Source organism: Mycobacterium sp. TH-M116 (genome assembly GCF_057473685.1).
The window spans coordinates 1-24,857 of sequence record NZ_JBYCLC010000164.1; the positions used below are offsets into that span (position 1 = coordinate 1).

The window sequence follows — 24,857 nt, forward strand, 5'->3', positions numbered from 1 at the left end:
GCCGGCGCATGCGTCAACGCGGGTGCCGCTCCGTGCTGAAACAAGTTCGCCATGACCCCGTCTTCGCGCGGGTAGCCCGGTCGGCCCGGCGGCGCCGCAGTACCATCTGCTCGTGCCCGTCTCGAACCCTGACTCCACCGTCGCCCTGCGCGTTCTCGTCTACAGCGACAACGCCGACACGCGCCGGGAAGTAATCCAGGCGTTGGGGCGGCACCTGCACCCGGATCTGCCCGAACTGAACTACGTGGAGGTGGCGACCGGCGCCATCGTCGTCCAGCGGATGGACGAAGGCGGGATCGATCTCGCCATCCTCGACGGGGAGGCGACGCCGACGGGCGGCATGGGAATCGCCAAACAGCTCAAGGACGAACTGGACACCTGCCCGCCCATCGTCGTGCTCACCGGCCGTCCCGACGACGCCTGGCTGGCCAAGTGGTCGCGTGCCGAAGCCGTGGTGCCGCATCCCATCGACCCCATCGTGCTGGGCCGCACAGTGCTGGGCCTACTCCGCACGCCCGCGCGCTAGTCGGTTCACCACTCCAGTAGTCCGTTGACCACTCCAGGTCGCCGTGCCCGGGGCGTGGGCCACCGGGTGGTTGGCCGCGTGAGCCCGGTTCTCGACCGGCCGGTTGCGGTCGCGGCAACGGTCCGCGGACCACGATGCACGATCAGCGCGGGCGCCGTCCCGGTCTGACGATCTGCGGTTTCCCAGCGGACGCAGCCTTCCCTCGGTCACGCACCGGGCAACCGATCTGATAGCCCACCCCGGGCAAGCGCGCCAGCCGCCGCGACGCTATGTTGTAGGTCATTGTGACCGGAGCAAAACCGGACGGTCGCAGCAGCCCGGCCACCGCTCGGCCACCGCTCGGCCGCCGCGCGGCGGCCCGTACGACGGATCATGGAGCGAGTTGAACGTCTACCTACCCATCCTGGTACTGGGAGCCATCGCCGCCGCGTTTGCCGTGGGCTCGGTGGTGATCGCGAGTCTGGTTGGCCCGTCACGGTACAACCGGTCGAAGCTGGAGGCCTACGAGTGCGGGATCGAGCCCACCGACGACACCGCGCACACGACGGCCGGCCAGCGATTCCCGGTGAAGTACTACCTGACCGCGATGCTGTTCATCGTCTTCGACATCGAGATCGTGTTCCTGTATCCCTGGGCGGTCAGCTATGACGCACTGGGGACGTTCGCGCTGGTCGAAATGGTCGTGTTCATGCTCACGGTGTTCGTGGCCTACGCCTACGTGTGGCGCCGCGGGGGCCTGACGTGGGATTGAGAACCGACATGGGATCGAGGTAGGGCGCGTGGGCCTGGAAGAACAGCTGCCCGGTGGGATTCTGCTGTCCACTGTCGAGAAGGTCGCGGGCTACGTGCGCAAGGGCTCACTGTGGCCGGCGACGTTCGGGTTGGCCTGCTGCGCAATCGAGATGATGGCGACGGCCGGGCCGCGGTTCGACATCGCACGGTTCGGCATGGAGCGGTTCTCGGCGACACCGCGTCAGGCCGATCTGATGATCGTGGCCGGGCGGGTCAGCCAGAAGATGGCGCCCGTGCTGCGCCAGATCTACGACCAGATGGCCGAGCCGAAATGGGTCCTGTCGATGGGCGTGTGCGCGTCGTCGGGCGGGATGTTCAACAACTACGCGATCGTGCAGGGCGTCGACCACGTGGTCCCGGTCGACATCTACCTGCCCGGCTGCCCCCCGCGCCCGGAGATGCTTCTGCACGCAATCCTGAAGCTGCACGAGAAGATTCAGCAGATGCCGCTCGGCGTCAACCGTGAACACGCCATCGCCGAGGCCGAAGCGGCAGCGCTGGCGGCCCGGCCCACCCTCGAGATGCGCGGGCTGCTGCGATGAGCTCACCCGACCAGGACCCGCAGCAGGCGGTGGCCCGCGCCGACGAGGAACTGATCGACGTCCGCCGCGGCATGTTCGGGGTCTCGGGCACCGGCGACACCTCCGGGTACGGCCGGCTGGTGCGCGAGGTCACGCTGCCGGGTAGCAGTTCCCGGCCCTACGGGGGCTACTTCGACGACGTCGCCGACCGGCTGGCCGAGGCGCTGGGACGCGCCGGTGTCGAATTCGGCGACGCGATCGAGAACGTCGTCGTGGACCGCGACGAGCTGACGTTGCACGTGCGCCGGGAGCTGCTGCCGCAGGTCGCCCAGCGATTGCGCGACGAACCCGACCTGCGGTTCGAGATGTGCCTGGGGGTCAGCGGCGTGCACTACCCGCATGAGGCGGGTCGCGAACTGCACGCCGTCTACCACCTGCAGTCGATCACCCACGGCCGCCGCGTCCGCCTGGAAGTGGCTGTGCCCGATAGCGATCCGCATATCCCGTCGCTGTACGCGGTCTACCCGACCAACGACTGGCACGAACGCGAGACCTACGACTTCTTCGGCATCGTCTTCGACGGGCACCCGTCGCTGACCCGCATCGAGATGCCCGACGACTGGCAGGGGCACCCGCAGCGCAAGGACTACCCGCTCGGCGGAGTCCCGGTGCAGTACAAGGGCGCGCAGATACCCCCGCCCGACGAGCGGAGGGGCTACAACTGATGACCGACACGTCAACGGCGCACGAGGGCAATGACGCCGGGGGGGCCGTCCTGGTCGCCGGTGGCCAGGACTGGGAGCAGGTCGTCGACGCGGCCCGCAAGGCGGACCCCGGCGAGCGCATCGTCGTCAACATGGGGCCCCAGCACCCGTCCACCCACGGGGTGTTGCGGCTGATCCTGGAGATCGAGGGCGAGACCGTCACCGAGGTCCGCTGCGGAATCGGCTACCTGCACACCGGGATCGAGAAGAACCTCGAGTACCGCTACTGGACCCAGGGCGTCACCTTCGTGACCCGGATGGACTATCTGTCGCCGTTTTTCAACGAGACCGCCTTCTGCTTAGGCGTGGAGAAGCTGCTCGGCATCACCGATCAGATCCCGGAGCGGGCCAGCGTCATCCGGGTGATGATGATGGAGCTCAACCGGATCTCCTCGCACCTGGTGGCCCTGGCCACCGGTGGGATGGAGCTGGGCGCGATGACCCCGATGTTCGTCGGCTTCCGGGGCCGCGAGATCGTGCTCAAACTCTTCGAATCGATCACCGGCCTGCGGATGAACAACGCCTACATCCGCCCGGGCGGTGTGGCGCAGGACCTTCCGCCCAACGCGATCGACGAGATCTCGGCAGCCCTCGAGGAGTTGCGCGATCCGCTGCGAGAGATGGGCGCTCTGCTCAACGAGAACGCCATCTGGAAGGCCCGCACCGAGGGCGTCGGCTACCTGGACCTGACCGGGTGCATGGCGCTGGGGATCACCGGTCCGATCCTGCGGTCCACCGGCTTGCCCCTCGACGTGCGCAAGAGCGACCCCTACTGCGGATACGAGGACTACGAATTCGACGTGATCACCGCCGATACGTGTGACGCCTACGGTCGCTACATCATTCGCGTGAAAGAGATGTGGGAGTCGATGAAGATCGTGGAGCAGTGTTTGGACAAGCTGCGGCCGGGTCCGACGATGGTCGAAGACCGCAAGATCGCCTGGCCGGCCGATCTGAAGGTGGGCCCCGACGGCATGGGCAACTCAGAAGAGCACATCGCCAAGATCATGACCGGCTCGATGGAGTCGCTGATCCATCACTTCAAGCTCGTCACCGAGGGCATCCGGGTGCCGGCGGGCCAGGTCTACAGCGCGGTCGAATCGCCGCGGGGCGAGCTGGGGGTGCACATGGTCAGCGACGGCGGCACCCGCCCCTATCGGGTGCACTACCGGGACCCGTCGTTCACCAATCTGCAGTCGGTCGCCGCAATGTGCGAGGGCGGGATGGTCGCCGACCTGATCACCGCGGTCGCGTCCATCGACCCGGTCATGGGCGGGGTGGACCGATGACGGATTTGCCCGACTCTCCCCCCCAGGGCCAACCGGTGTTCATCCGGCTGGGTCCGCCACCCGAGGAGCCGAACGCGTTCGTGGTCGAGGGCGCGCCGCAGTCCTACCCGCCGGAGGTGCGGGCACGCCTGGAGGTCGACGCCAAGGAGATCATCGGCCGCTACCCCGACAAGCGTTCAGCACTGCTGCCGCTGCTGCACCTGGTGCAGGCTCAGGACTCCTACCTGACGCCCGCCGGCCTCGAATTCTGCGGTGAGCAGCTCGGACTGACCGGGGCCGAGGTGTCGGCGGTGGCGAGCTTCTACACGATGTACCGCCGCGGCCCCACCGGCGACTACCTCGTCGGGGTCTGCACCAACACGCTGTGCGCCGTCATGGGCGGGGACGCGATCTTCGAGAGCCTCAAAGAGCACCTGGGCATCGGCAACGACGAGACGACGGCCGACGGGTCGGTCACGCTGCAGCACATCGAATGCAACGCCGCCTGCGACTTCGCCCCGGTGGTGATGGTCAACTGGGAGTTCTTCGACAACCAGACACCCGAGTCGGCGCGCGAACTCGTCGACTCGCTGCTCTCGGGCACACCCAAACCGCCGACCCGCGGCGCCCCGCTGTGCGCCTTCCGGGAGACCTCGCGCATCCTGGCCGGCCTGCCCGACGAGCGGCCCGACCAGGGGCAGGGCGGCGCCGGTGCCGCGACGCTGGCCGGCCTGAAGGTAGCCCGGGAACTGGGCATGGACACCCCGCCGCGTCCGGAGGCGCAGTCATGACGACGTCTCAGGCAACTCCGCTGACCCCGGTCATCAGCCGCTTCTGGGACGACCCCGAGTCGTGGACGCTGCAGACCTATCTTCGCCACGACGGCTATCAGGGGATGAAGAAGGCCCTGGCGATGGACCCCGACGCGGTGATCGCCACCGTCAAGGACTCCGGGCTGCGCGGGCGCGGCGGCGCGGGCTTCTCGACCGGCACGAAGTGGTCGTTCATTCCGCAGGGCGACTCCGGGGCGGGCGCCAAGCCGCACTACCTGGTGGTCAACGCCGACGAGTCCGAACCCGGGACCTGCAAGGACATTCCGCTGATGCTGGCGACGCCGCATGTGCTGGTCGAGGGCGTCATCATCGCGGCATACGCGATCCGGGCCCACCACGCGTTCATCTACGTGCGCGGGGAGGTGCTGCCGGTGCTGCGCCGCCTGCAGAACGCGGTGGCCGAGGCCTACGCCGCCGGCTACCTGGGCCGCGACATCGACGGCTCGGGCTTCGACCTGGAGCTGGTGGTGCACGCCGGCGCGGGCGCGTACATCTGCGGTGAGGAGACCGCGCTGCTGGACTCGCTGGAGGGCCGGCGCGGCCAGCCGCGGCTGCGGCCGCCGTTTCCCGCCGTGGCCGGGCTCTACGGCTGCCCCACCGTGATCAACAACGTCGAGACGATCGCCAGCGTGCCGGCGATCATCCACCACGGCATCGACTGGTTCCGGTCGATGGGCAGCGAGAAATCTCCCGGCTTCACCCTGTATTCGCTGTCGGGGCACGTCACCCGGCCCGGCCAGTACGAGGCCCCGCTGGGCATCACGCTGCGCGAACTGCTGGCCTACGCCGGCGGGGTGCGGGCCGGGCACCGACTCAAGTTCTGGACCCCCGGCGGATCCTCGACCCCACTGCTCACCGACGAGCACCTCGACGTGCCGCTGGATTACGAGGGCGTGGGCGCGGTGGGCTCGATGCTGGGCACCAAGGCGCTGGAGATCTTCGACGAGACCACCTGCGTGGTGCGCGCCGTTCGCCGCTGGACAGAGTTCTACAAGCACGAGTCGTGCGGGAAGTGCACGCCGTGCCGGGAGGGCACCTTCTGGCTGGATCAGATCTACGAGCGGCTCGAGACGGGTGGGGGCACACCCGAGGACATCGACAAGCTGCTCGACATCTCCGACGCGATCCTGGGAAGGGCGTTCTGCGCGTTGGGCGATGGCGCCGCCAGCCCGGTGATGTCGTCGATCCAGCACTTCCGGGACGAGTACATCGCCCACGTCGAAGGCGGCGGGTGCCCGTTCGACCCCAAAGACTCGATGCTGAACCCCAACGGAAAGGTATGACCGTCACATGACGGCTGCGGCCAAACCCGAGACCGGCGGCGAGGTGAGCCGACCCGAGATGGTGACACTGACCATCGACGGCAACGAGATCAGCGTGCCCAAGGGCACGCTGGTGATCCGCGCAGCCGAGCTGATGGGCATCCAGATCCCGCGCTTCTGCGACCACCCGCTGCTCGACCCCGTCGGCGCGTGCCGGCAGTGCCTGGTCGAGGTCGAGGGGCAACGCAAGCCGATGGCGTCGTGCACCACGGTGGCCACCGACGACATGGTGGTACACACCCAGCTGACCTCCGAGGTCGCCGACAAGGCCCAGCACGGCGTGATGGAACTGCTGCTGATCAACCATCCGCTGGACTGCCCGATGTGTGACAAGGGCGGCGAGTGCCCGCTGCAGAACCAGGCGATGTCCAACGGCCGCACCGACTCTCGCTTCACCGATGTCAAGCGCACCTTCGCCAAGCCGATCAACATCTCCTCGCAGGTGCTGCTGGACCGGGAGCGCTGCATCCTGTGTGCCCGCTGCACCCGGTTCTCCGAGCAGATCGCCGGCGACCCGTTCATCGACATGCAGGAGCGGGGCGCGCTGCAGCAGGTCGGCATCTACGCCAGCGAGCCGTTCGACTCGTACTTCTCGGGCAACACCGTGCAGATCTGCCCGGTCGGCGCGCTGACCGGGATGGCCTACCGGTTCCGGGCCCGCCCGTTCGACCTGGTCTCCAGCCCCAGTGTCTGCGAGCACTGCGCGTCGGGATGCGCGCAGCGCACCGACCACCGCCGCGGCAAGGTGCTGCGCCGGTTGGCCGGCGACGACCCCGAGGTCAACGAGGAGTGGAACTGCGACAAGGGCCGGTGGGCGTTCGCCTACGCGACCGCACCCGACGTGATCACCACCCCGATGATCCGCGGCGACGACGGCGCGCTGGCGCCTGCGTCGTGGTCGCACGCGATGGCCATGGCGATCCGGGGCCTCGATGCGGCCCGCGGGCGCACCGGTGTGCTGGTCGGTGGCCGGGCCACCCTGGAAGACGCCTACGCATACTCCAAGTTCGCCCGAATCGTGCTGGACAGCAACGATATCGACTTCCGTGCCCGCCCGAACTCGGCCGAGGAGGCCGCTTTCCTGGCGGCGCGGATCGCCGGTCGGCGCGACGTCGGCTATTCCGATCTGGAATCGGCGCCGGTGGTGCTGCTGGTCGGGTTCGAGCCGGAAGAAGAGTCGCCGATCGTGTTCCTGCGGCTGCGCAAGGCCGCCCGCAAGCGCGGCGTCGCCGTGTACGCGGTGGCGCCGTTCGCGACCCGCGCGCTGCACAAGATGGCGGGCCGGCTGCTGCAGACCGCTCCCGGTGCCGAACCGGCCGCGCTGGACGGGCTGGCCACCGGCGAGGTGGGCGAGCTGCTGTCGGCTCCTGGCGCGGTCATCATGGTCGGCGAGCGCCTGGCCGCGGTGCCCGGCGGACTGTCGGCCGCCGCACGGCTTGCCGACGCCACCGGGGCCCGGCTGGCGTGGGTGCCGCGGCGGGCCGGCGAGCGCGGCGCGCTGGAGGCCGGGGCGTTGCCCGGCCTGCTGCCCGGTGGCCGCCCGTTGCACGACGAGGCCGCCCGCGCGCAGATCGCCGCGGCGTGGCACGTCTCCGACCTGCCGTCCGCCGGTGGGCGTGACGTGGCCGGCATCCTGGCCGGCGCCGCCGACGGGACGCTGGCGGCGCTGGTGGTGGGCGGTGTCGAGCCCGACGACTTCGCCGACCCCGACGCGGTGCTGGCTGCGCTGGACGCCGCCGGGTTCGTGGTCAGCCTGGAGCTGCGGCACAGCGCCGTCACGGAGCGCGCCGACATCGTGTTCCCGGTCGCACCGACATCGCAGAAGGCCGGGGCCTTCGTCAACTGGGAGGGCCGCTACCGCCCGTTCGACGCGGCGCTGCACGGCACCACCCGACAGGCCGCCCAGTCCGACCATCAGGTGCTCGACGCGCTGGCCGACGAGATGGGCATTTATCTGGGGCTTTCGACCGCCGACGCCGCCCGAGCCGAACTCGCCGGGCTGGGCACCTGGGACGGCAACTGGGCCGCCGGTCCCGACATCGCGGCACCGCGGCCCGCCGCGTCCGGTGGCGGGCCGGGCAGTGGCGGGCCGGACAGTGGCGGGCCGGAAAAAGGACAAGCCGTGTTGACCGGCTGGCGGATGTTGCTGGACGGCGGCCGGATGCAGGACGGCGAGCCGCACCTGGCCGGTACCGCGCGAACACCCGTGGCGCGGTTGTCGGCCGGCACGGCGGCCGAGATCGGCGTCGCCGACGGCGAAGCGGTCACGGTCGGCACGCCGCGCGGCTCGATCACCCTGCCGCTGAGCGTCACCGACATGCCCGACCGGGTGGTGTGGCTCCCGCTGAATTCGCCGGGCTCGGCGGTGCACCGGGAACTGGGCGTCACGGTGGGCAGCATCGTGAAGATCGGAGTGACCCGATGACCCTGAGCGCCTTCGGACACGACACCTGGTGGCTGGTGCTGGGCAAAGCGCTCGCCGTCTTCGTGTTCCTCATGCTCAACGTGCTGGTCGCGATCCTGCTGGAGCGCAAGATTCTGGGCTGGATGCAGCTGCGGCCCGGGCCCAACCGGGTGGGGCCGTGGGGCGTGCTGCAGAGCCTGGCCGACGGGATCAAGCTGGCGCTCAAGGAAAGCATCACCCCCAAGGGTGTCGACTGGTTCGTCTACATGGCGGCGCCGGCGATCTCGACGATCCCGGCGTTCACCGCCTTCGCGTTCATCCCGTTCGGCCCGGTGGTGTCGGTGTTCGGCCACCGGACGCCGTTGCAGCTGACCGACCTTCCGGTCGCGGTGCTGTTCATCCTGGGACTCTCGGCGATCGGGGTGTACGGCATCGTGCTCGGCGGGTGGGCATCGGGGTCCACCTACCCGTTGCTGGGTGGGGTTCGCTCCACCGCCCAGGTCATCTCCTACGAGGTCGCCATGGGACTGTCGTTCGCGGCGGTGTTCCTCTACGCCGGTTCGATGTCGACGTCGCAGATCGTCGCCTCCCAGAACCGGGTCTGGTATGTGTTCCTGCTGCTGCCGTCATTCATCATCTATCTCATCTCGATGGTCGGCGAAACCAACCGTGCGCCATTCGATCTGCCCGAGGCCGAGGGCGAACTGGTCGCAGGGTTCCACACCGAGTACTCCTCGCTGAAGTTCGCGCTGTTCATGCTGGCCGAGTACGTCAACATGATGACGGTCTCCTCGCTCGCCACGGCCCTGTTCTTCGGCGGCTGGCACGCGCCGTGGCCGCTGAACATGTGGGCGGGCGCCGACACCGGATGGTGGCCGGTGCTCTGGTTCACCGCCAAGATGTGGACCTTCCTGTTCATCTACATGTGGCTGCGCGCCAGCCTGCCCCGACTGCGCTACGACCAGTTCATGGCGTTGGGCTGGAAACTGTTGATCCCGGCCTCGCTGGCGTGGGTCTTGATCGCGGCGGTCATCCGCACGCTGCGCGACCAGGGCTACCCGCATTGGACCCCGGTGCTGGTGGTCAGCAGCGTCGTGTTCGCCGCGGTGCTGGTGGCGCTGTTGCGAAAACCGTTCAGCAATCCCGGCGTCCGAGCGATGGAACGGGAGCTCCGCCGTCGCGCCACAGGTAGCGGTGGCCCGGCCCTCGAGTCGGCGTTCCCGGTGCCGCCGCTTCCGACGACGACGCTGCCGATGAAGGCCCTGACGACCCCGATCGGTGCGAGCAAGGAGAAAGCACATGGCTAAGTTCTTAGACGCCGTGGCCGGATTCGGTGTGACGTTCGCCGCGATGTTCAAAAAGCACGTCACTGAGGGCTACCCCGAGAAGCCGGGGCCGGTGGCGCCCCGCTACCACGGCCGTCACCAGCTCAACCGCTACGCCGACGGCCTGGAGAAGTGCATCGGCTGCGAACTGTGTGCGTGGGCCTGCCCCGCGGACGCCATCTACGTCGAGGGCGCCGACAACACCGAGGAGCAACGGTTCTCCCCCGGTGAGCGCTACGGCCGCGTGTACCAGATCAACTATCTGCGCTGCATCGGCTGCGGGCTGTGCATCGAAGCCTGCCCGACCAGGGCATTGACGATGACCAACAACTACGAGATGGCCGACGACAACCGCGCCGACCTGATCTACGAGAAGGACCGGCTGCTGGCCCCGCTGCTGGCCGACATGCTCGCGCCGCCGCACCCCCGGACCCCGGGCGCCACCGACAAGGACTACTACCAGGGCACCGTGACCGCGCAGGGGCTGCACGAACACCAGAGTGCCGGGGAATCCCGGTGACCGGGTCCACCGTCCATCTGCTGGCCGCCGACGCCATCGTCCGCACCTCCACCGGTGAAGCGGTGACGTTCTGGTTGCTGGGGGCGCTCGCGTTGATCGGCGCGCTCGGGGTGGTGCTGGCCGTGAACGCCGTCTACTCGGCCATGTTCCTGGCGATGACGATGATCATCCTGGCGGTGTTCTACATGGTCCAGGACGCGCTGTTCCTCGGCGTCGTCCAGGTCGTGGTCTACACGGGCGCGGTGATGATGCTGTTCCTGTTCGTGCTGATGCTGATCGGCGTGGACACCGCCGAGTCCCTGAAGGAGACGCTGCGCGGGCAGCGTGTCGCGGCCGTCGTGACCGGGGTCGCCTTCGGCGTCCTGCTGGTCGCCGCGATCGGCCACGTGGCGACGGGCGGCTTCGCCGGGCTGGGCAGCGCCAACGCCAACGGCAACGTGGAAGGCCTGGCGGCGCTGATCTTCTCGCGTTACCTGTGGGCCTTCGAGCTGACCAGCGCGCTGCTGATCACCGCGGCCGTCGGGGCGATGGTGCTGGCGCACCGGGAGCGGTTCGAGCGCCGCAAGACCCAACGGGAGCTCTCGCAGGAACGCTTCCGGCCCGGCGGGCATCCCACGCCGCTGCCCAACCCCGGCGTCTTCGCACGCCGCAACGCCGTCGACACCGCCGCGCTGCTGCCCGACGGTTCGTACTCGGACATGTCGGTGTCGCCGATCCTGCGCAGGCACACCGGCGACGGCACGCAGCTTCCCGCCCGGGAAGCGAGCCCGAGCCTGCCCCAAGGGGGTGCGTCGTGAATCCGGCCAACTACCTGTACCTTTCGGCCCTGCTGTTCACCATCGGGGCCTCGGGTGTGCTGATGCGCCGCAACGCCATCGTGATGTTCATGTGCGTCGAGTTGATGCTCAACGCCGTCAACCTGGCGTTCGTCACCTTCGCCCGGATGCACGGCCACCTGGACGGGCAGATGATCGCGTTCTTCACGATGGTGGTGGCCGCGTGCGAGGTCGTGATCGGCCTGGCCATCATCATGACGATTTTCCGTGCCCGCAAATCGGCGTCCGTCGACGACGCGAACCTACTCAAAGGCTGAGAACGCCACCGTGACGAATCTCTTGGGGACTCACTACTCCTGGCTGCTGGTGGCCTTGCCGCTGGCGGGTGCCGCGATCCTGCTGTTCGGCGGTCGGCGCACCGACGCGTGGGGCCACTGGCTGGGCTGCACCGCGGCCCTCGCCTCGTTCGGGGTGGGCGCCACCCTGCTGGCCGAGCTGCTGGGGCGCAGCGCAGACGACCGCACGATCCACCAGACGCTGTACACCTGGATCCCGGTCAACCAGCTGCAGGTCGACCTCGGGATCCAGATCGACCAACTGTCCATGTGTTTCGTGCTGCTGATCACCGGGGTCGGCTCGCTGATCCACATCTACTCGGTCGCCTACATGGCCGAGGACCCGGACCGCCGCCGCTTTTTCGGCTACCTCAACCTGTTCCTGGCCTCGATGCTGCTGCTGGTGGTCGCCGACAACTACGTCGTGCTCTACGTCGGCTGGGAGGGCGTCGGCCTGGCTTCCTACCTGCTGATCGGCTTCTGGTACCACAAGCCGACGGCGGCCACGGCGGCCAAGAAGGCATTCGTGATGAACCGGGTCGGCGACGCCGGCCTCGCGCTGGGAATGTTCCTGATGTTCGGCACTTTCGGGACGCTGTCTTATGCGGGCGTGTTCGCCGCCGCGCCGGCCGCGGGCTCCGGCACGCTGAACGCGATGGGGTTGCTGTTGCTGCTGGGCGCGTGCGCCAAGTCCGCGCAGGTCCCGCTGCAGGCCTGGTTGGGCGACGCGATGGAGGGCCCCACCCCGGTGTCTGCGCTGATCCACGCCGCCACCATGGTGACCGCCGGGGTGTACCTGATCGTGCGATCCAACCCGCTGTACAACCTGGCGCCCGGGGCGCAGCTGGCGGTGGTCGTCGTCGGCGCCGTCACGTTGATGCTGGGCGCGATCATCGGCTGCGCCAAAGACGACATCAAACGCGCCCTGGCCGCCTCCACGATGAGCCAGATCGGCTACATGGTGCTGGCGGCCGGCCTGGGCCCGGCCGGCTACGCGTTCGCGATCATGCACCTGTTGACCCACGGGTTCTTCAAGGCCGGGCTGTTCCTCGGCTCCGGTGCGGTGATCCACGGGATGAACGAGGAGCAGAACATGCGCCGCTACGGCGGGCTGCGCGCCGCCTTGCCGGTCACCTTCGCCACGTTCGGGTTCGCCTACCTCGCGATCATCGGTGTGCCGCCGTTTTCGGGCTTCTTCTCCAAGGACCCCATCATCGAGGCGGCGCTGGACTCCGGCGGGATCCGCGGCTACGTGCTGGGCGGCACCGCGCTGCTGGGCGCGGGGGTCACCGCGTTCTACATGACGCGGGTCATGCTGATGACCTTCTTCGGCGAAAAGCGCTGGGCGCCGGGCGCTCATCCGCACGAGGCGCCGCCGCTGATGACGTGGCCGATGATCCTGCTCGCCTTCGGCTCGGTGTTCGCCGGCGGCCTGCTGGCCATCGGCGGCACCCTGCAGCACTGGCTCGAACCGGTCGTCGGCGCGCACGAAGGGACGGCCCACGCCCTACCTGCCTGGGCCACCACCAGCGTGACCTTGGCCGTCGTCGCCGTCGGCATCGCGGTGGCCTACGCCAAGTACGGCAGGTTGGCGATCCCGCGGGTGGCCCCGCTGTCGGTCTCCCCGGCGACGACGGCCGCGCGCGCCGACCTCTACGGCGATGCCTTCAACGAGGAGGTGATCATGCGCCCCGGCGCCCAGCTGACGCACGCGCTGACCGAATTCGACGATGCGGGTGTGGACGGCTCGGTCAACGCCCTCGCGGCGCTGGTGAGCGCGACGTCGAACCGACTGCGGTTACTGCAGACCGGGTTCGCGCGCAGCTACGCCTTGTCCATGCTGGCGGGCGCCACCCTGGTGGTCGCCCTGATCCTGGCGGTGAGGTTCTGGTGAACGGGGTTTGGATGGGTAACGTCCCCTGGCTGAGCATTCTGTGGCTGGTGCCGCTGGCGGGTGCCGCGCTGGTCATCCTGCTGCCACCCGGGCTGCGGCAGCTCGCCAAGTGGGTCGGCCTGCTGTTCGGCCTGCTGACGCTGGCGGTGGCGCTCGTGGTCACCGCGGGTTTCAAGCCCGGGGGCGCCGCGTACCAGTTCGTCGAAAGCCATTCGTGGATACCGTCGTTCGGGGCCGGCTACACCCTGGGCGTGGACGGCATCGCCGTGGTGCTGGTGCTGCTGACCGTCGTGCTGATTCCGGTGCTGCAGGTGGCCGGCTGGAACGACGGTGGCGAGCGCACGCGGGGTGTCCACACCTACATCGCCCTGACGCTGGTGATCGAGTCGATGGTGCTGATCTCGGTGATCGCCCTGGACGTGCTGCTGTTCTACGTGTTCTTCGAGGCCATGCTGATCCCGATGTACTTCCTGATCGGCGGCTTCGGTCAGGGTTCGGGCCGCTCCCGCGCCGCGGTGAAGTTCCTGCTGTACAACCTGTTCGGCGGGCTGATCATGCTGGCCGCGGTGATCGGGCTGTACGTGGTGACCGCGCAGCACGGTTCGGGCACCTTCGACTTCCGGACCATCGTCGACGCGGTGCAGAACGGGCGCCTGGGCGCCGATCCCGCAGTGCTCAAGGCGCTGTTCGCAGGCTTCATGTTCGCCTTCGCGATCAAGGCGCCGCTGTGGCCGTTCCACCGGTGGCTGCCCGACGCCTGTGTGGAGGCCACGCCCGCGACCGCGGTGTTGATCACGGCGGTGATGGACAAGGTCGGCACCTTCGGCATGCTGCGCTACTGCCTGCAACTGTTTCCCGATGCCTCGGCGTATTTCCGGCCGCTGATCGTGACGTTGGCCATCGTCGGCGTCATCTACGGCGCCGTCGTGGCGATCGGCCAGAAAGACATGATGCGCCTGATCGCCTACACCTCGATCTCGCACTTCGGGTTCATCATCGCGGGCATCTTCGTGATGACCAGCCAGGGCCAGAGCGGGTCGACGCTGTACATGCTCAACCACGGCCTGTCGACGGCGGCGGTGTTCCTGATCGCCGGGTTCCTGGTGACGCGGCGCGGAAGCCGGTTGATCGCCGACTACGGGGGGGTGCAGAAGGTGGCGCCGGTGCTGGCGGGAACCTTCCTGGTGGCCGGCATGGCCACCCTGTCGCTGCCCGGGCTGGCGCCGTTCGTCAGCGAATTCCTGGTCCTGCTGGGCACTTTCAACCGGTACTGGCTGGCCGGCGCGTTCGGGGTCACCGCACTGGTCCTGTCGGCCGTCTACATGCTGTGGCTCTACCAGCGGGTGATGACCGGACCGGTGGCAGCGGGCAACGAGAAGATCACCGACCTCAAGCCGCGTGAACTGCTCGTCGTGACCCCGTTGATCGCGCTGCTGATCGGTCTCGGGGTCTACCCCAAGCCGGTGCTGGAGTTGATCAACCCGGCCGTCGCCAACACGATGACCACCATCGGCCAGCACGATCCCGCGCCGAGCGTGCCCCCGGGCACCGGTCTACCCCGCACAGCCGAAGGACCGCATCGATGATCCTGCTCCCCTCCCCCAGCATCGAGTACTTCCTGCTGAGCCCGATGCTCATCGTGTTCGGCGTCGCGGTGGCCGGCGTGCTGGCCGAGGCGTTCGTGCCGCGCAGGTTCCGCTACGGCGCCCAGGTGAGCCTTGCTCTCGGTGGTTTGGTGGCGGCGTTCGTCGCGGTCGTCGTGGTGAGCCGCTCGGTGTGCCCGTGCGGGCGCGCCGCGGTGCTGGGCGCGATGGCCGTCGACCGCACTGCGCTGTACCTGCAGGGCACGGTGCTGCTGGTGGCCGTGCTGGCGGTCGTCTTCATGGCCGAACGCACGCAGACCAAGGCGTTAAGCACGGTGGCCCTGGGAGTTTCAGGGGGCGCTTCACGGGCGGCCGGCCTGGATTCGTTCACCCCGCAGGCCTTCGCGGTGCCCGGCAGCGACGCCGAGATCGAGGCCGAGCGGGCAGGGGCCGCACAGACGGAACTTTTCCCGCTGACGATGCTGTCGGTCGGCGGCATGATGGTGTTCCCCGCGTCCAACGACCTGCTGACCATGTTCGTCGCGCTGGAAGTGCTGTCGCTGCCCCTGTACCTGATCTGTGGGCTGGCCCGTCATCGCCGACTGTTGTCGCAGGAGTCGGCGATGAAATACTTCCTGCTGGGCGCTTTCTCGTCGGCGTTCTTCCTCTACGGCGTGGCGCTGATCTACGGCGCGACCGGCACGCTGCTGCTGCCCGGTATCCGCAAAGCGCTTGGCGCCCACGGCGATACGTCGATGGCACTGGTCGGTGTCGCGCTGCTCTCGGTCGGCTTGCTGTTCAAGGTCGGCGCGGTCCCCTTCCACTCCTGGATTCCCGACGTCTACCAGGGCGCCCCCACCCCGGTCACCGGATTCATGGCGGCGGCAACCAAGGTCGCGGCGTTCGGCGCGCTGCTGCGGGTGGTCTACGTGGCGCTGCCGCCGCTGCACGACCAGTGGCGCCCGGTGTTGTGGACGATCTCCATCCTCACCATGGCGGTGGGCACGATCACCGCGGTGAACCAGACCGACGTCAAGCGACTGCTGGCCTACTCCTCGGTCGCCCACGTGGGATTCATCCTCACCGGTGTCATCGCCGACAACCATTCCGGTCTGTCGGCCACGTTGTTCTACCTGCTCGCCTACAGCTTCAGCACGATGGGGGCATTCGCCGTCGTGGGCCTGGTCCGCGACGCCGACGGCGTCGAGGACGCCACCGTGTCCCACTGGGCCGGGCTCGGGCGGCGCTCACCCCTCGTAGGCGTGACATTCTCGATTCTGCTGCTGGCCTTCGCCGGTATCCCGCTGACCAGCGGATTCGTCAGCAAGCTCGCCGTGTTCCGGGCCGCCGCCCAGGGTGGGGCGGCGCCGCTGGTGGTCGTCGGTGTGATCGCCAGCGGGGTGGCGGCGTATTTCTATGTGCGCGTGATCGTTTCGATGTTCTTCACCGAGGCGACCGGCGACACGGCCCACGTGGTCGCTCCCGGCATCCTCAGCAAGGCCGCGATCGCCGTCTGCGTGGTGGTCACCGTGGCGCTGGGAATCTTCCCGCAGCCGCTGCTGGACCTGGCTGATCACGCCGCCCACCTGCTGCACTGAAGCCTGAACTGAAGCAGCCTGCACTGAAGCTGCCGCCCCAAATGCCCTGAAGGGCAAGTCGGATTCAGAGTTTCTTGGCCACCGTCGAAGAGTCGGGGCCGTGTCCGCCGAGGTTGAAAAGGCCGGAACTGTCGTCGCCGGAGTTCCCGACACCGGAGGTGTAGGTCGGGCGGGTCAGGCCGTTGGTGGCCGAGTTGCCGATGCCGGAGTTGTTCGCGCCGGAGTTGGAGATGCCGACGTTGTTGGTCCCCGTGTTGGCGATGCCGGTCAGCTCGGTGCCCGAGTTGGCGATGCCGACGTTGCTGTCGCCGGTATTGCCGAAGCCCGCCGTCGGAGTCCCGAGGGAGCCGGTGCTGGTGTTCTGGTAGCCGGAGACGTCCACACCGGAGTTGGAGAACCCGGAGACGTCGGTGCCGGACGTGTCAATGCCGGAGACCGAGCCCGGCTGGGTGATCGCGCTGCCCAGCCCGGTGTTGACACTTCCCGCGTTGTACAGCCCCGTATTGAGGTCGCCGGAGTTGAACAGGCCGGTGTTGAGGCTGCCCGAGTTGAAGAAGCCCGTGTTTCCGCCGAGATCCGAGCCGGTGCCGTCGCCGCCCGCACCGATCGCACCGCCCGCGTTGAATCCGCCGGCGTTGTACGAACCCGCGTTGGCCATGCCGTCGTTGTAGCTGCCCGCGTTGAACCCACCCATGTCGTTGGAGCCGGCATTGAACAGCCCGAAGTCCTGGGAGCCGCTGTTGCCGAAACCGGTGTCGGCGCTGCCCGCGTTCCAGAAGCCGGTGTTGGTGTTGCCCGCGTTGCCGAACCCGACGTTGCCGTTGCCGGAGTTGAAGATTCCGACGTTGCCGTTGCCGGAATTGAAGAAGCCGATGTCGTTGTTGCCCGAGTTACCGAACCCGATGTTGTTCAGGCCGGCGTTCAGGCCGCCGATGCCGATCATGTTGTCGCCGGAAAGGTTGAAGCCGATGTCGTTGCTGCCGGCGTTACCGAAGCCGAAATCGCCGTTGCCGAGGTTGCCGAACCCGATGTCGGAGTTCCCCTGGTTGCCCCAGCCGAAGTTCTCGATCCCGAGGTTCCCGTCGCCGAAGTTCAGTCGGCCGGAGTTCCCGCTGCCGAGGTTTCCGTTGCCGATACCGAAGGCGCCGATACCGCCGACTGACGCATTGGTAGCGAGCCCGCCACCCGTCCCGTTACCGAAGCCGAAGTTGAACGAACCGTCGTTGCCGCTGCCCAGGTTCAGGCTGCCGACGTTCCCCCACCCGATGTTGGTGTTTCCGATGTTGCCGCTGCCCAGGTCGGCGAAGCCGAAGTTGCCGCTGCCCAGGTCCAGATTGCCGATGTTGCCGCTGCCCAGGTTCAGGCTGCCGATGTCGCCGGCGCCGAAGTTCAAGGCGCCGGTGTTGCCGCCGCCGAGATTCCAGCTGCCGATGTTGCCGAGGCCCGTGTCGAGGTTGGGGAACGTTGAGCCGAACAGCTTCAGCTCGGGCGTCAGCGAGGGCGCAGGACCACCCAACGGCGCGATGGCCACCGCCGGTACAGGCTCCGCGCCGGCGGTGACCGCACCGGCGACCGGGCCGGGCAGGCCCTGCCACAGCAGCCGAAGCAAGGACAGCTGCGCGACCGCGGCCGACGCCCCGCCGTGATAGCCCACCATCGCAGCCACATCGGCGGCCCACATCTGCTCGTACTGACCTTCAAGGGCCGCGATCGCCGGCGCGTTCTGCCCGAACAGATTCGACATCACCAACTGCACCAGGCCGGAACGGTTGGCCGACACCACCATCGGATGCACCGTCGCCGACAACGCCGCCTCGAACACCCCGGCCACCGCCCTGGCCTGCGCCGCCGTCCCCGCCGCCGACGCCGCCGCCGTGCCGAGCCACCCCGAATACGGAGTCGCCGCGGCCATCATCGCCGCCGAAGACGAACCCTGCCACGCCTGCCCGGTCAGATTCGCGATGATCGACGAGAACGACTCGGCGGCCGTACCCAACTCCGAAGACAACCCATCCCAGACCGCCGCGACGGACAGCATCGGCGCCGAACCGGCACCGGAGAACATCAGCAGCGAATTGACCTCCGGCGGAGCAGTCAAGAAACTCATCAGCGCGTGTCCTCAAGTGGGTGGGTGCAGCGTCAGCCGTTCGACAGCCAGCGTAGAACGCCCAGCAGCGGAAGATGCTCTCGCGGAATGGAATTCGACAAGAGTAAAGCTGGTGTTGCGCAGAACTTCGCCTGCAAGTCGGCGTCAGCATTCCCAAAAACCCAACGACAGCTGCTGATTTGGTGAACCGGACCCGAAGCCCGATCAGTTGACGAGCCCGGATTGGCTGTCGCTGCGGTTGAAAGCGCCCGAATTGTCGGTGCCGGCGTTGGGAGCACCCGAGTCGTTGGTCCCGGTGTTGGCGATGCCGGCATCGTTGCTGCCGGAGTTGGAGAAGCCCGTGTTGTTGCTGCCGGAGTTGGAGAAGCCCGTGTTGTTGCTGCCGCTGTTGCCGAAGCCGATGTCGTTGTTGCCCAGGTTGACGTTGCCCAGGTTGTCGATGCCCAGGTTGACGTTGCCCAGGTTGTCGATGCCCAGGTTGCCGACGCCGAAGTTGCTACGTGAACGGCCGCGCGGCCAGCACGAAAATCGCCAACGCACCCGGCGGCGCGAGCAGCGGCAGCCACGGCAACTGCAACGGGAACGACACCGCAACCAACCCGGCCGACGTGAAGCACAGGGCGGAAACCCAGGTGGCCCTGCTGCCGATGACGACAGCCGCCGACGCGCCGGCGGCGTGACGCGACACCAAATACGCCGCGGCGCACAGCCCCGCCAGGCCAACGGGTACGGGCGGTGGCCCGGACACCGCGATCGTGACGACCACGAGCAACACGGCAAGCGTTGCGGCACTGCGAAACACCGTCCCGAGCGCCACAGCGGTCAACGCCGCCGCGCCCGCGACCAGCGCCGGCCCGCGCAAGCCGACGGTGGCCGATCCCACCATCAGCAGTCCGGACGCGACCGATACGACGGGTATGCCCACCCGGGCCGCGCCCGCACTGCCCGCGTTCATCCCCGCAACCGTCCCTGCACCCGATGCCCGCGGTCGGCCGCCACCCCGATGGACTGCTCCAGGGCGGTGTCCTGCCGCCACGGCACGATGTCGACACCGACGGTGGCCATGTCGCGGTACATGGCAGAGCGCTGCAGCGCCCACAACTCGTCCACGAGGGGGTCTCGCTCGCCCTGGAACGGAGACCTGTCCAGGATGTCGACCGCCAGAACGACGTGGCCGCGCCGGCGGAGGTCGATCAACGCCAGCGCGAACTCGGTGTCGAGCAGCGTCGAGAACGCGACGACGATCGCCGCAGCCGGAACCGCAGCGCGCGGCGCCAGGGTGCCGGTGGTGTCCTCGAAGTGCTCACCGGCGCCCAGCACGGTGTCGAGCACCCGGAAGAACTGACGCTGCCCGATGTCGGCACCGAGCCAGCGCGGGCGGTTGCCGCCCAGGGCGACGATCCCGGCGCGATCACCGTGCCGCAGCGCGGTCTGCACCACCTGGGCCGCTCCGCGTACGGTCCGTTCGGCGGCCTTGGTCGCCGGGCCGGCCGGCTGACGATAGGTGTCGATCAGCACCACCACGTCGGCGGCGCGGTCGGTCAGCCGTTTCGTCACATGCAACGCGCGGCGGCGCGCGCTCACCGGCCAGTTCACCGCCCGCAATTGGTCGCCCGGCACGTAGGCCCGGACATCGGCGTATTCGACGCCCGGGCCGGCATGCCGGGTCAGGTGGGAGCCCAGGCGGTCGAGCAACTCGGTCTGCGGGATCGGCGTCGACTGCGGCGGCGCCAGCGGGAACACGATGACACCCGCGGCGTCGACGGTGGCCGTGCCGGCCAGCAGCCCGCCGCGCGCGACCACGTCCACACGGGCCTTGATGGAATACCGGCCCCACCGCTGCGCCTTCGCCACAACGGTTTTCGCCGAGCGGCACTCGGAGTCGAGGACTTCCAACCGCATGCCCGCGACGTCGGGTACCGTCAGCTCGACGCATACGGCCTTCGCGTCGCCGGTAGTTGCCGACACGTGCAGCCGCACCTGCTCGTCTTCGAAGCAGCGCTGCGATCCGGGTTCGCCGTGCACGCGGATCGGGGGCACGGGATGCTGCCAGCTGACCGAGCACAGCACACCGAGCAGCGGCGCGGCGAAGGCGATCAGTTGCCACCGGTCGCCGATCACCGCGGCGACCAGCGCAGCCCCCGCACACGTCGCGATCGCCAGCGTCAACGGGGATGCGCGCCAGCGAAACTCGGCCGTGCGGACCTCGGTCACTCCGGGACCGTCGGGGCTTGGCCGTCCCCGCCACCGGTGCGCGGCACCGGGAGGCGCCGCAACAGTTCTCCGACGACGTCGGCGCCCTGGATCTTGCGCACCCACATCTCGGGCCGCAGGGTGATCCGGTGTGCGATCGCCGGCGTCGCCAGCGCCTTCACGTCTTCGGGAATCACATAGTCCCGCCCGAGCAACAACGCACGAGCACGGGCCAATTGGACCAGGTCGAGCTCGGCACGGGGGCTGGCGCCGACGGCGACCTGCGGGTGGTGACGGGTGGCGGCGGCCAGCGACACCACGTAGCGCAGGACGTCGTCATGCACGCTCACCTGTTCGACCGATTCGCGCATCGCGAGCAGGTCGTGCGCGTCCACCACCTGATTGACCACCGGCTCGGCCGAACCGCGTTCCAGACGACGGCGCAGCATCGCGGTTTCGTCGCGCTCGGAGAGGTAACGCAGTTCCAGCCGGATCGCGAACCGATCAAGCTGCGCCTCGGGCAGCGGATAGGTACCCTCGTACTCGATCGGGTTGTCGGTCGCCAGGACGATGAACGGTGTCGGCAATGGGTGTGTTTCGCCGTCGATGCTGACCTGGCTTTCGGCCATCGCCTCCAACAGCGCCGCCTGCGTCTTGGGCGGGGTGCGGTTGATCTCGTCGGCCAGCAGCAGATTGGTGAAGATCGGCCCGGCGCGGAAAGCGAAGTGGCCCGACTGCATGTCGTAGATCGTCGAGCCGAGCAGGTCGGCCGGCAGCAGGTCGGGTGTGAACTGAATCCGGGTGAACCGGAGTCCCAACGCGGCAGCGAAGGATCGCGCGATGAGGGTCTTGCCGAGACCCGGCAGGTCTTCGATCAGCACATGCCCACGGGCGAGCACCGCGGTGAGGATGAGCGCGAGCGCCGAGCGCTTGCCCACCACCACGCGTTCGATTTCGTCGATCACCGCGCCGCAGTACTCGGCAGTCTTGTCGGCCGGCAGCGCGGCGGGCAACGTCATACCTGCTCCAACTTCCGTAGGATCGTTTCCAGCGCTGCGCGGCCCGGTCCGGGCGCCAGGTCACCGCCACGAATGACGTTGTTGGGGTTGACCCATTCCCAGAGTTCGGTTCCGAACAGCATCCGGCCGCTGGCGTGATACGCGGCGGGGTCCTTCGAAAGCCTTTGGCCGGTCGCGATCTCGTAGCGTCGGGCCAGCATCGGCCGCAGGTGCCGGTCCCAGTCCGCCCGCGTCGAGTCCGACCACCGGATCGTCGTCTCCGTGTTGGCGACCCAGCGGCGCAGCGATTCCCCGAGGTCCTCCGCGCCGGCGTCGTCGTCGGGTAGCAGCCGCCGACCCACGACGCGGCGGACGCTGAGCAGCGCCAGCGCCAGCGCGACGCCGGTGGCCGTGAGCACGAGCCCGCGATCGGGCAGGGCCAGCGTCAGCAGCTCCACACTGAGGATGAGGAATGTTCCCAGGCCGAAGAGTCTTTTCATTCGTGGCTGACCGATCGCAGTTCTCCGAGGACCAACCGCAGCAGTCGTACCGCGACGTCGCGGTGACCTTCATTCATCACGTGCGGGCTGAACCGTGCCTCGGCGAACAGGTCGACCAGCTGGATGGCGTTCTCGGCGTGCAGCGCATGGCGTTCGACGGCGCGGGCCAACACCTCGGTCGGGGTGTCGAAATCCTGGGGGACGGCGCCCGGAACGCGAGCGAGCTCGCGTTCCATGGCGGCGTAGCATGCGATGATCGCCTCGCGCGGTTCCCGCCGCAGGTCTGCCATCTCGGCCAGACCACGCTCGGCGGCCAGAACCAGCGAGCCCGAATTCGTCTGCGGCGACTCAGGTTCGCGATCACCCCCGGTCGTGGCGGCCGGAGCCTTGGCGCGGCGCCGCCGTCTCGACTCGAGAATCGTGCCCACGACGAGGATCGGCAGCAGGGGCAACGTCCCGGCGATCAGGACGCCGGACATGCTGCCGGAGTTGCCCGGTGGGGGCAATCGGGGCGGCGGGGCTCCGGCGTGCGCCGGCGGCGGCGACGCGCTCGTGACCCCCGGCGCGGGCGGGCTGACGCCGTGCCCGGACACGATCCGGGTCAGCAGCGTCAGCGCCAGCAGCATACCGGCGATCACCCCGAGCGCGACCAGGAGCACCCGCCAGCTCGGTCGGCCGGTCCCGGTGCGCAGCAGCACGGGCAGGTCCGGCCCACTGGATGGGGCACCTCGCGGATCGCGCAGTCGCGCGACGACGGCGATCGCGAGCAGCGTGACCGTCCCCGCCAGCGCCGCGACGACGGCCGTCCAGGCCGCGGGGTTGCTGCCCCCCTCGGTGCGGGGGGCCCGGTCGTGGGCCGGAAGGTAGCCGCGCAGCGCGGTCGCGACCACGAGCAGGAGCACGATCAGCGCCACGACCCGCGCCGTCGGTTTGTCGCTACCGGGCATCGGCACACCACTCGACCGGTTAACTGCCGCCGTTGCGGCTTCGGTTTTTCATCCTCGCACGTCATCCTCGCACGTCATGCTCGCCCGTCATCCTCGCACGTCGGGCTCGCACGTCGGGCGGCGGCATCGCCAGAACTCGGGAGCCCCTGCGCCGCCCGCCCGCGCGTCCGCCCGGCCGTCATCCACAGTCCGAATTTCATCCACAGGGCGCGGAATCCGCGACGTTCCTCGAACGTTTATTCGATAGCGTGGGGGCGTGGTCGCGATGAGTCCCGAACAGGCACGCGAGCGGATCGGCGCCGCTCTGGACGCGATCGACGCCGCCCACAACGTGTTGCGGGCGACCTGCTCGGATGTGGTGGGCAACGAGTTCCGTGTGGACGTCGCCGAGCGGCTCGAGACCCAGCACCGGACCAACCGCGGCCTGATGTACCGGTTCTTCGCCGAGATCGCCGAACCGCCCGACGGCAGCGAGTGCGTCCCGGCGCTACGCGACAGGCTCTGGGCCCGGCTGCGCATCCCGCCGCGGGAAATCAAACGCCGCTTCAGGCTGGCCGCACGGATCAGGCCGCGCCGCTCGCTGACGGGCCCGCCCGTGGCGCCGAAACTGCCATATCTGGCCGCCGCGGTCGAGTCGGGGACGGTCGGCGAGGACCACATCCGCGCGGTGTGCGACGCGGTCGACGTGCTGCCGTCCTGCATTTCGGTCTCCGACTCCGCGGAGGCCGAGCGGACGCTGGTGGGGCATGCGACGAAGCTCGATGCCGGCGTCGTCACCAAGCTCGGCCAACGGATCGCGGACTACCTCAATCCCGATGGCCTGTTCAAAGACGAGGACCGGGCCCGCCGCCGCGCGCTGCGCCTGGGCCCGCAGGGGCCCGACGGCATGTCCCGGCTGTCGGGGTTGCTCGACCCTGAGGCCCGGGCGTACTTCGAGGCCATCGAGGCTGCCGTGCGTCCGGGCCGCCACCAGAGCGACAGCGCCGAGCCCGGCACCCGCGACCAGCGCACACCCGCTCAGCGCTGCCACGACGCGCTCAAGCTCGGGTTGGAAACCGCGATCTCCTCCGGTGGGCTCGGCGTGCACCGCGGCCACGCCGTGACGGTGATCGCCACCACCACGCTGGCCGAACTCGACCGGGCCGCCGTCGCGGTCGCCGACGAATCGGTTCCGCTGCCCGCGCCGGCGCGCACCGGCGGCGGCTCGAGGCTTCCGATGCCCGACCTCATCCGCATGGCCGCCAGAGCCATTCATTATCTGGCCGTGTTCGACGAGCACACCGGCCGGCCGCTGTACCTCGGTCGTCAGAAGCGGCTCGCGACTGCCGACCAGCGGCTCATCTGCTACGCGCGTGACCGGGGCTGCACCCGTCCCGACTGCCTGGAATCCGGCTACCACTGCGAAGTGCACCATTCGCCGGAGTGGGCGCAGGGCGGCCGCACCGACGCGGACCACCTGTTCTTCGCCTGCGGCCGCGACCACGGCGGGGCCAGCCGCGGCGAGTGGCACACCGAAGTCACCGGCAACGGGCGGCTCGGCTGGACCGATGTCGACGGTCCGCCGCGGATCAACCACGCTCACCATCCCGAGGAGCTCCTGCGCAACGATCCCGATCCGCCGGCCGGGGACGCCGGTTGAGGCCCGGATCCC

General features: G+C 68.8%; 23 protein-coding genes. 16 read left to right on the forward strand and 7 right to left on the reverse strand.

All coding sequences use genetic code 11. The features are described from left to right. The first annotated feature begins 112 nt into the window (after positions 1-112). From AC2VOK_RS08225 to nuoN, 15 genes are all read left to right on the forward strand, one after another. Positions 113-526, forward strand: coding sequence for an Rv3143 family two-component system response regulator (locus tag AC2VOK_RS08225; protein ID WP_428900033.1), 414 nt, complete (start codon positions 113-115; stop codon positions 524-526). A gap of 382 nt (positions 527-908) precedes the next feature. Continuing rightward, the gene (locus AC2VOK_RS08230) at positions 909-1,277 is read left to right on the forward strand and encodes an NADH-quinone oxidoreductase subunit A (RefSeq protein WP_428900034.1); all 369 of its coding nucleotides are present in this window, start codon (positions 909-911) and stop codon (positions 1,275-1,277) included. A 28-nt stretch (positions 1,278-1,305) separates the two neighbouring features. Then, positions 1,306-1,860, forward strand: a complete 555-nt coding sequence (locus AC2VOK_RS08235) for a NuoB/complex I 20 kDa subunit family protein (RefSeq protein WP_421529287.1) — start codon at positions 1,306-1,308, stop codon at positions 1,858-1,860. Further along, positions 1,857-2,564, forward strand: coding sequence for an NADH-quinone oxidoreductase subunit C (locus AC2VOK_RS08240; protein ID WP_428900035.1), 708 nt, complete (start codon positions 1,857-1,859; stop codon positions 2,562-2,564). The genes AC2VOK_RS08235 and AC2VOK_RS08240 overlap by 4 nt, the downstream gene beginning before the upstream one ends. Next, the gene (nuoD, locus tag AC2VOK_RS08245) at positions 2,564-3,892 is read left to right on the forward strand and encodes an NADH dehydrogenase (quinone) subunit D (protein ID WP_428900036.1); all 1,329 of its coding nucleotides are present in this window, start codon (positions 2,564-2,566) and stop codon (positions 3,890-3,892) included. The genes AC2VOK_RS08240 and nuoD overlap by 1 nt, the downstream gene beginning before the upstream one ends. Then, the gene (gene nuoE, locus AC2VOK_RS08250) at positions 3,889-4,662 is read left to right on the forward strand and encodes an NADH-quinone oxidoreductase subunit NuoE (protein ID WP_428900037.1); all 774 of its coding nucleotides are present in this window, start codon (positions 3,889-3,891) and stop codon (positions 4,660-4,662) included. Before nuoD ends, nuoE begins: the two co-directional genes overlap by 4 nt. Next, the gene (gene nuoF / locus AC2VOK_RS08255) at positions 4,659-5,987 is read left to right on the forward strand and encodes an NADH-quinone oxidoreductase subunit NuoF (RefSeq protein ID WP_428900038.1); all 1,329 of its coding nucleotides are present in this window, start codon (positions 4,659-4,661) and stop codon (positions 5,985-5,987) included. The genes nuoE and nuoF overlap by 4 nt, the downstream gene beginning before the upstream one ends. A gap of 7 nt (positions 5,988-5,994) precedes the next feature. Then, positions 5,995-8,451 carry an NADH-quinone oxidoreductase subunit G gene (locus AC2VOK_RS08260; RefSeq protein WP_428900039.1) on the forward strand — a complete coding sequence of 819 codons (2,457 nt, stop codon included), beginning with the start codon at positions 5,995-5,997 and terminating at the stop codon, positions 8,449-8,451. Between the two features lie 2 nt (positions 8,452-8,453). Further along, positions 8,454-9,737, forward strand: a complete 1,284-nt coding sequence (gene nuoH, locus AC2VOK_RS08265; protein ID WP_428900055.1) for an NADH-quinone oxidoreductase subunit NuoH — start codon at positions 8,454-8,456, stop codon at positions 9,735-9,737. Then, positions 9,730-10,275: an NADH-quinone oxidoreductase subunit NuoI gene (nuoI, locus tag AC2VOK_RS08270; RefSeq protein WP_428900040.1), complete on the forward strand. Its 546-nt coding sequence runs from the start codon at positions 9,730-9,732 to the stop codon at positions 10,273-10,275. The genes nuoH and nuoI overlap by 8 nt, the downstream gene beginning before the upstream one ends. A gap of 17 nt (positions 10,276-10,292) precedes the next feature. Then, complete coding sequence (locus AC2VOK_RS08275) at positions 10,293-11,072, forward strand: NADH-quinone oxidoreductase subunit J (RefSeq protein ID WP_428900056.1); 780 nt, start codon at positions 10,293-10,295, stop codon at positions 11,070-11,072. Beyond that, on the forward strand, positions 11,069-11,368 hold the full coding sequence (nuoK, locus tag AC2VOK_RS08280; protein ID WP_076245354.1) for an NADH-quinone oxidoreductase subunit NuoK: 300 nt from the start codon (positions 11,069-11,071) through the stop codon (positions 11,366-11,368). The genes AC2VOK_RS08275 and nuoK overlap by 4 nt, the downstream gene beginning before the upstream one ends. 10 nt (positions 11,369-11,378) lie before the next feature. After that, positions 11,379-13,280, forward strand: a complete 1,902-nt coding sequence (gene nuoL / locus AC2VOK_RS08285; protein ID WP_428900041.1) for an NADH-quinone oxidoreductase subunit L — start codon at positions 11,379-11,381, stop codon at positions 13,278-13,280. An 11-nt stretch (positions 13,281-13,291) separates the two neighbouring features. After that, the gene (locus tag AC2VOK_RS08290) at positions 13,292-14,866 is read left to right on the forward strand and encodes an NADH-quinone oxidoreductase subunit M (RefSeq protein WP_428900042.1); all 1,575 of its coding nucleotides are present in this window, start codon (positions 13,292-13,294) and stop codon (positions 14,864-14,866) included. Further along, positions 14,866-16,461, forward strand: a complete 1,596-nt coding sequence (nuoN, locus tag AC2VOK_RS08295) for an NADH-quinone oxidoreductase subunit NuoN (RefSeq protein ID WP_428900057.1) — start codon at positions 14,866-14,868, stop codon at positions 16,459-16,461. Before AC2VOK_RS08290 ends, nuoN begins: the two co-directional genes overlap by 1 nt. A gap of 64 nt (positions 16,462-16,525) precedes the next feature. On the opposite strand, the gene AC2VOK_RS08300 is transcribed toward nuoN, so the two are convergent. The 7 genes from AC2VOK_RS08300 to AC2VOK_RS08330 form a co-directional block, all read right to left on the reverse strand. After that, complete coding sequence (locus AC2VOK_RS08300; protein WP_428900043.1) at positions 16,526-18,568, reverse strand: PPE family protein; 2,043 nt, start codon at positions 18,566-18,568, stop codon at positions 16,526-16,528. A 204-nt stretch (positions 18,569-18,772) separates the two neighbouring features. Next, positions 18,773-19,108, reverse strand: coding sequence for a hypothetical protein (locus AC2VOK_RS08305; RefSeq protein ID WP_428900044.1), 336 nt, complete (start codon positions 19,106-19,108; stop codon positions 18,773-18,775). Next, positions 19,065-19,523, reverse strand: a complete 459-nt coding sequence (locus AC2VOK_RS08310; protein WP_428900045.1) for a hypothetical protein — start codon at positions 19,521-19,523, stop codon at positions 19,065-19,067. Before AC2VOK_RS08310 ends, AC2VOK_RS08305 begins: the two co-directional genes overlap by 44 nt. Next, positions 19,520-20,782 carry a DUF58 domain-containing protein gene (locus tag AC2VOK_RS08315; protein WP_428900046.1) on the reverse strand — a complete coding sequence of 421 codons (1,263 nt, stop codon included), beginning with the start codon at positions 20,780-20,782 and terminating at the stop codon, positions 19,520-19,522. The genes AC2VOK_RS08310 and AC2VOK_RS08315 overlap by 4 nt, the downstream gene beginning before the upstream one ends. Beyond that, entirely contained in the window at positions 20,779-21,780 is a 1,002-nt protein-coding gene (locus tag AC2VOK_RS08320) for an AAA family ATPase (RefSeq protein ID WP_428900047.1), read from the reverse strand. Before AC2VOK_RS08320 ends, AC2VOK_RS08315 begins: the two co-directional genes overlap by 4 nt. After that, on the reverse strand, positions 21,777-22,259 hold the full coding sequence (locus AC2VOK_RS08325) for a hypothetical protein (protein WP_428900048.1): 483 nt from the start codon (positions 22,257-22,259) through the stop codon (positions 21,777-21,779). Before AC2VOK_RS08325 ends, AC2VOK_RS08320 begins: the two co-directional genes overlap by 4 nt. Beyond that, complete coding sequence (locus AC2VOK_RS08330; protein ID WP_428900049.1) at positions 22,256-23,206, reverse strand: DUF4129 domain-containing protein; 951 nt, start codon at positions 23,204-23,206, stop codon at positions 22,256-22,258. Before AC2VOK_RS08330 ends, AC2VOK_RS08325 begins: the two co-directional genes overlap by 4 nt. Positions 23,207-23,471: 265 nt before the next feature. On the opposite strand from AC2VOK_RS08330, the gene AC2VOK_RS08335 reads away from it, so the two are divergent. Further along, the gene (locus AC2VOK_RS08335) at positions 23,472-24,845 is read left to right on the forward strand and encodes a 13E12 repeat family protein (protein ID WP_428900058.1); all 1,374 of its coding nucleotides are present in this window, start codon (positions 23,472-23,474) and stop codon (positions 24,843-24,845) included. Positions 24,846-24,857: the final 12 nt, after the last annotated feature.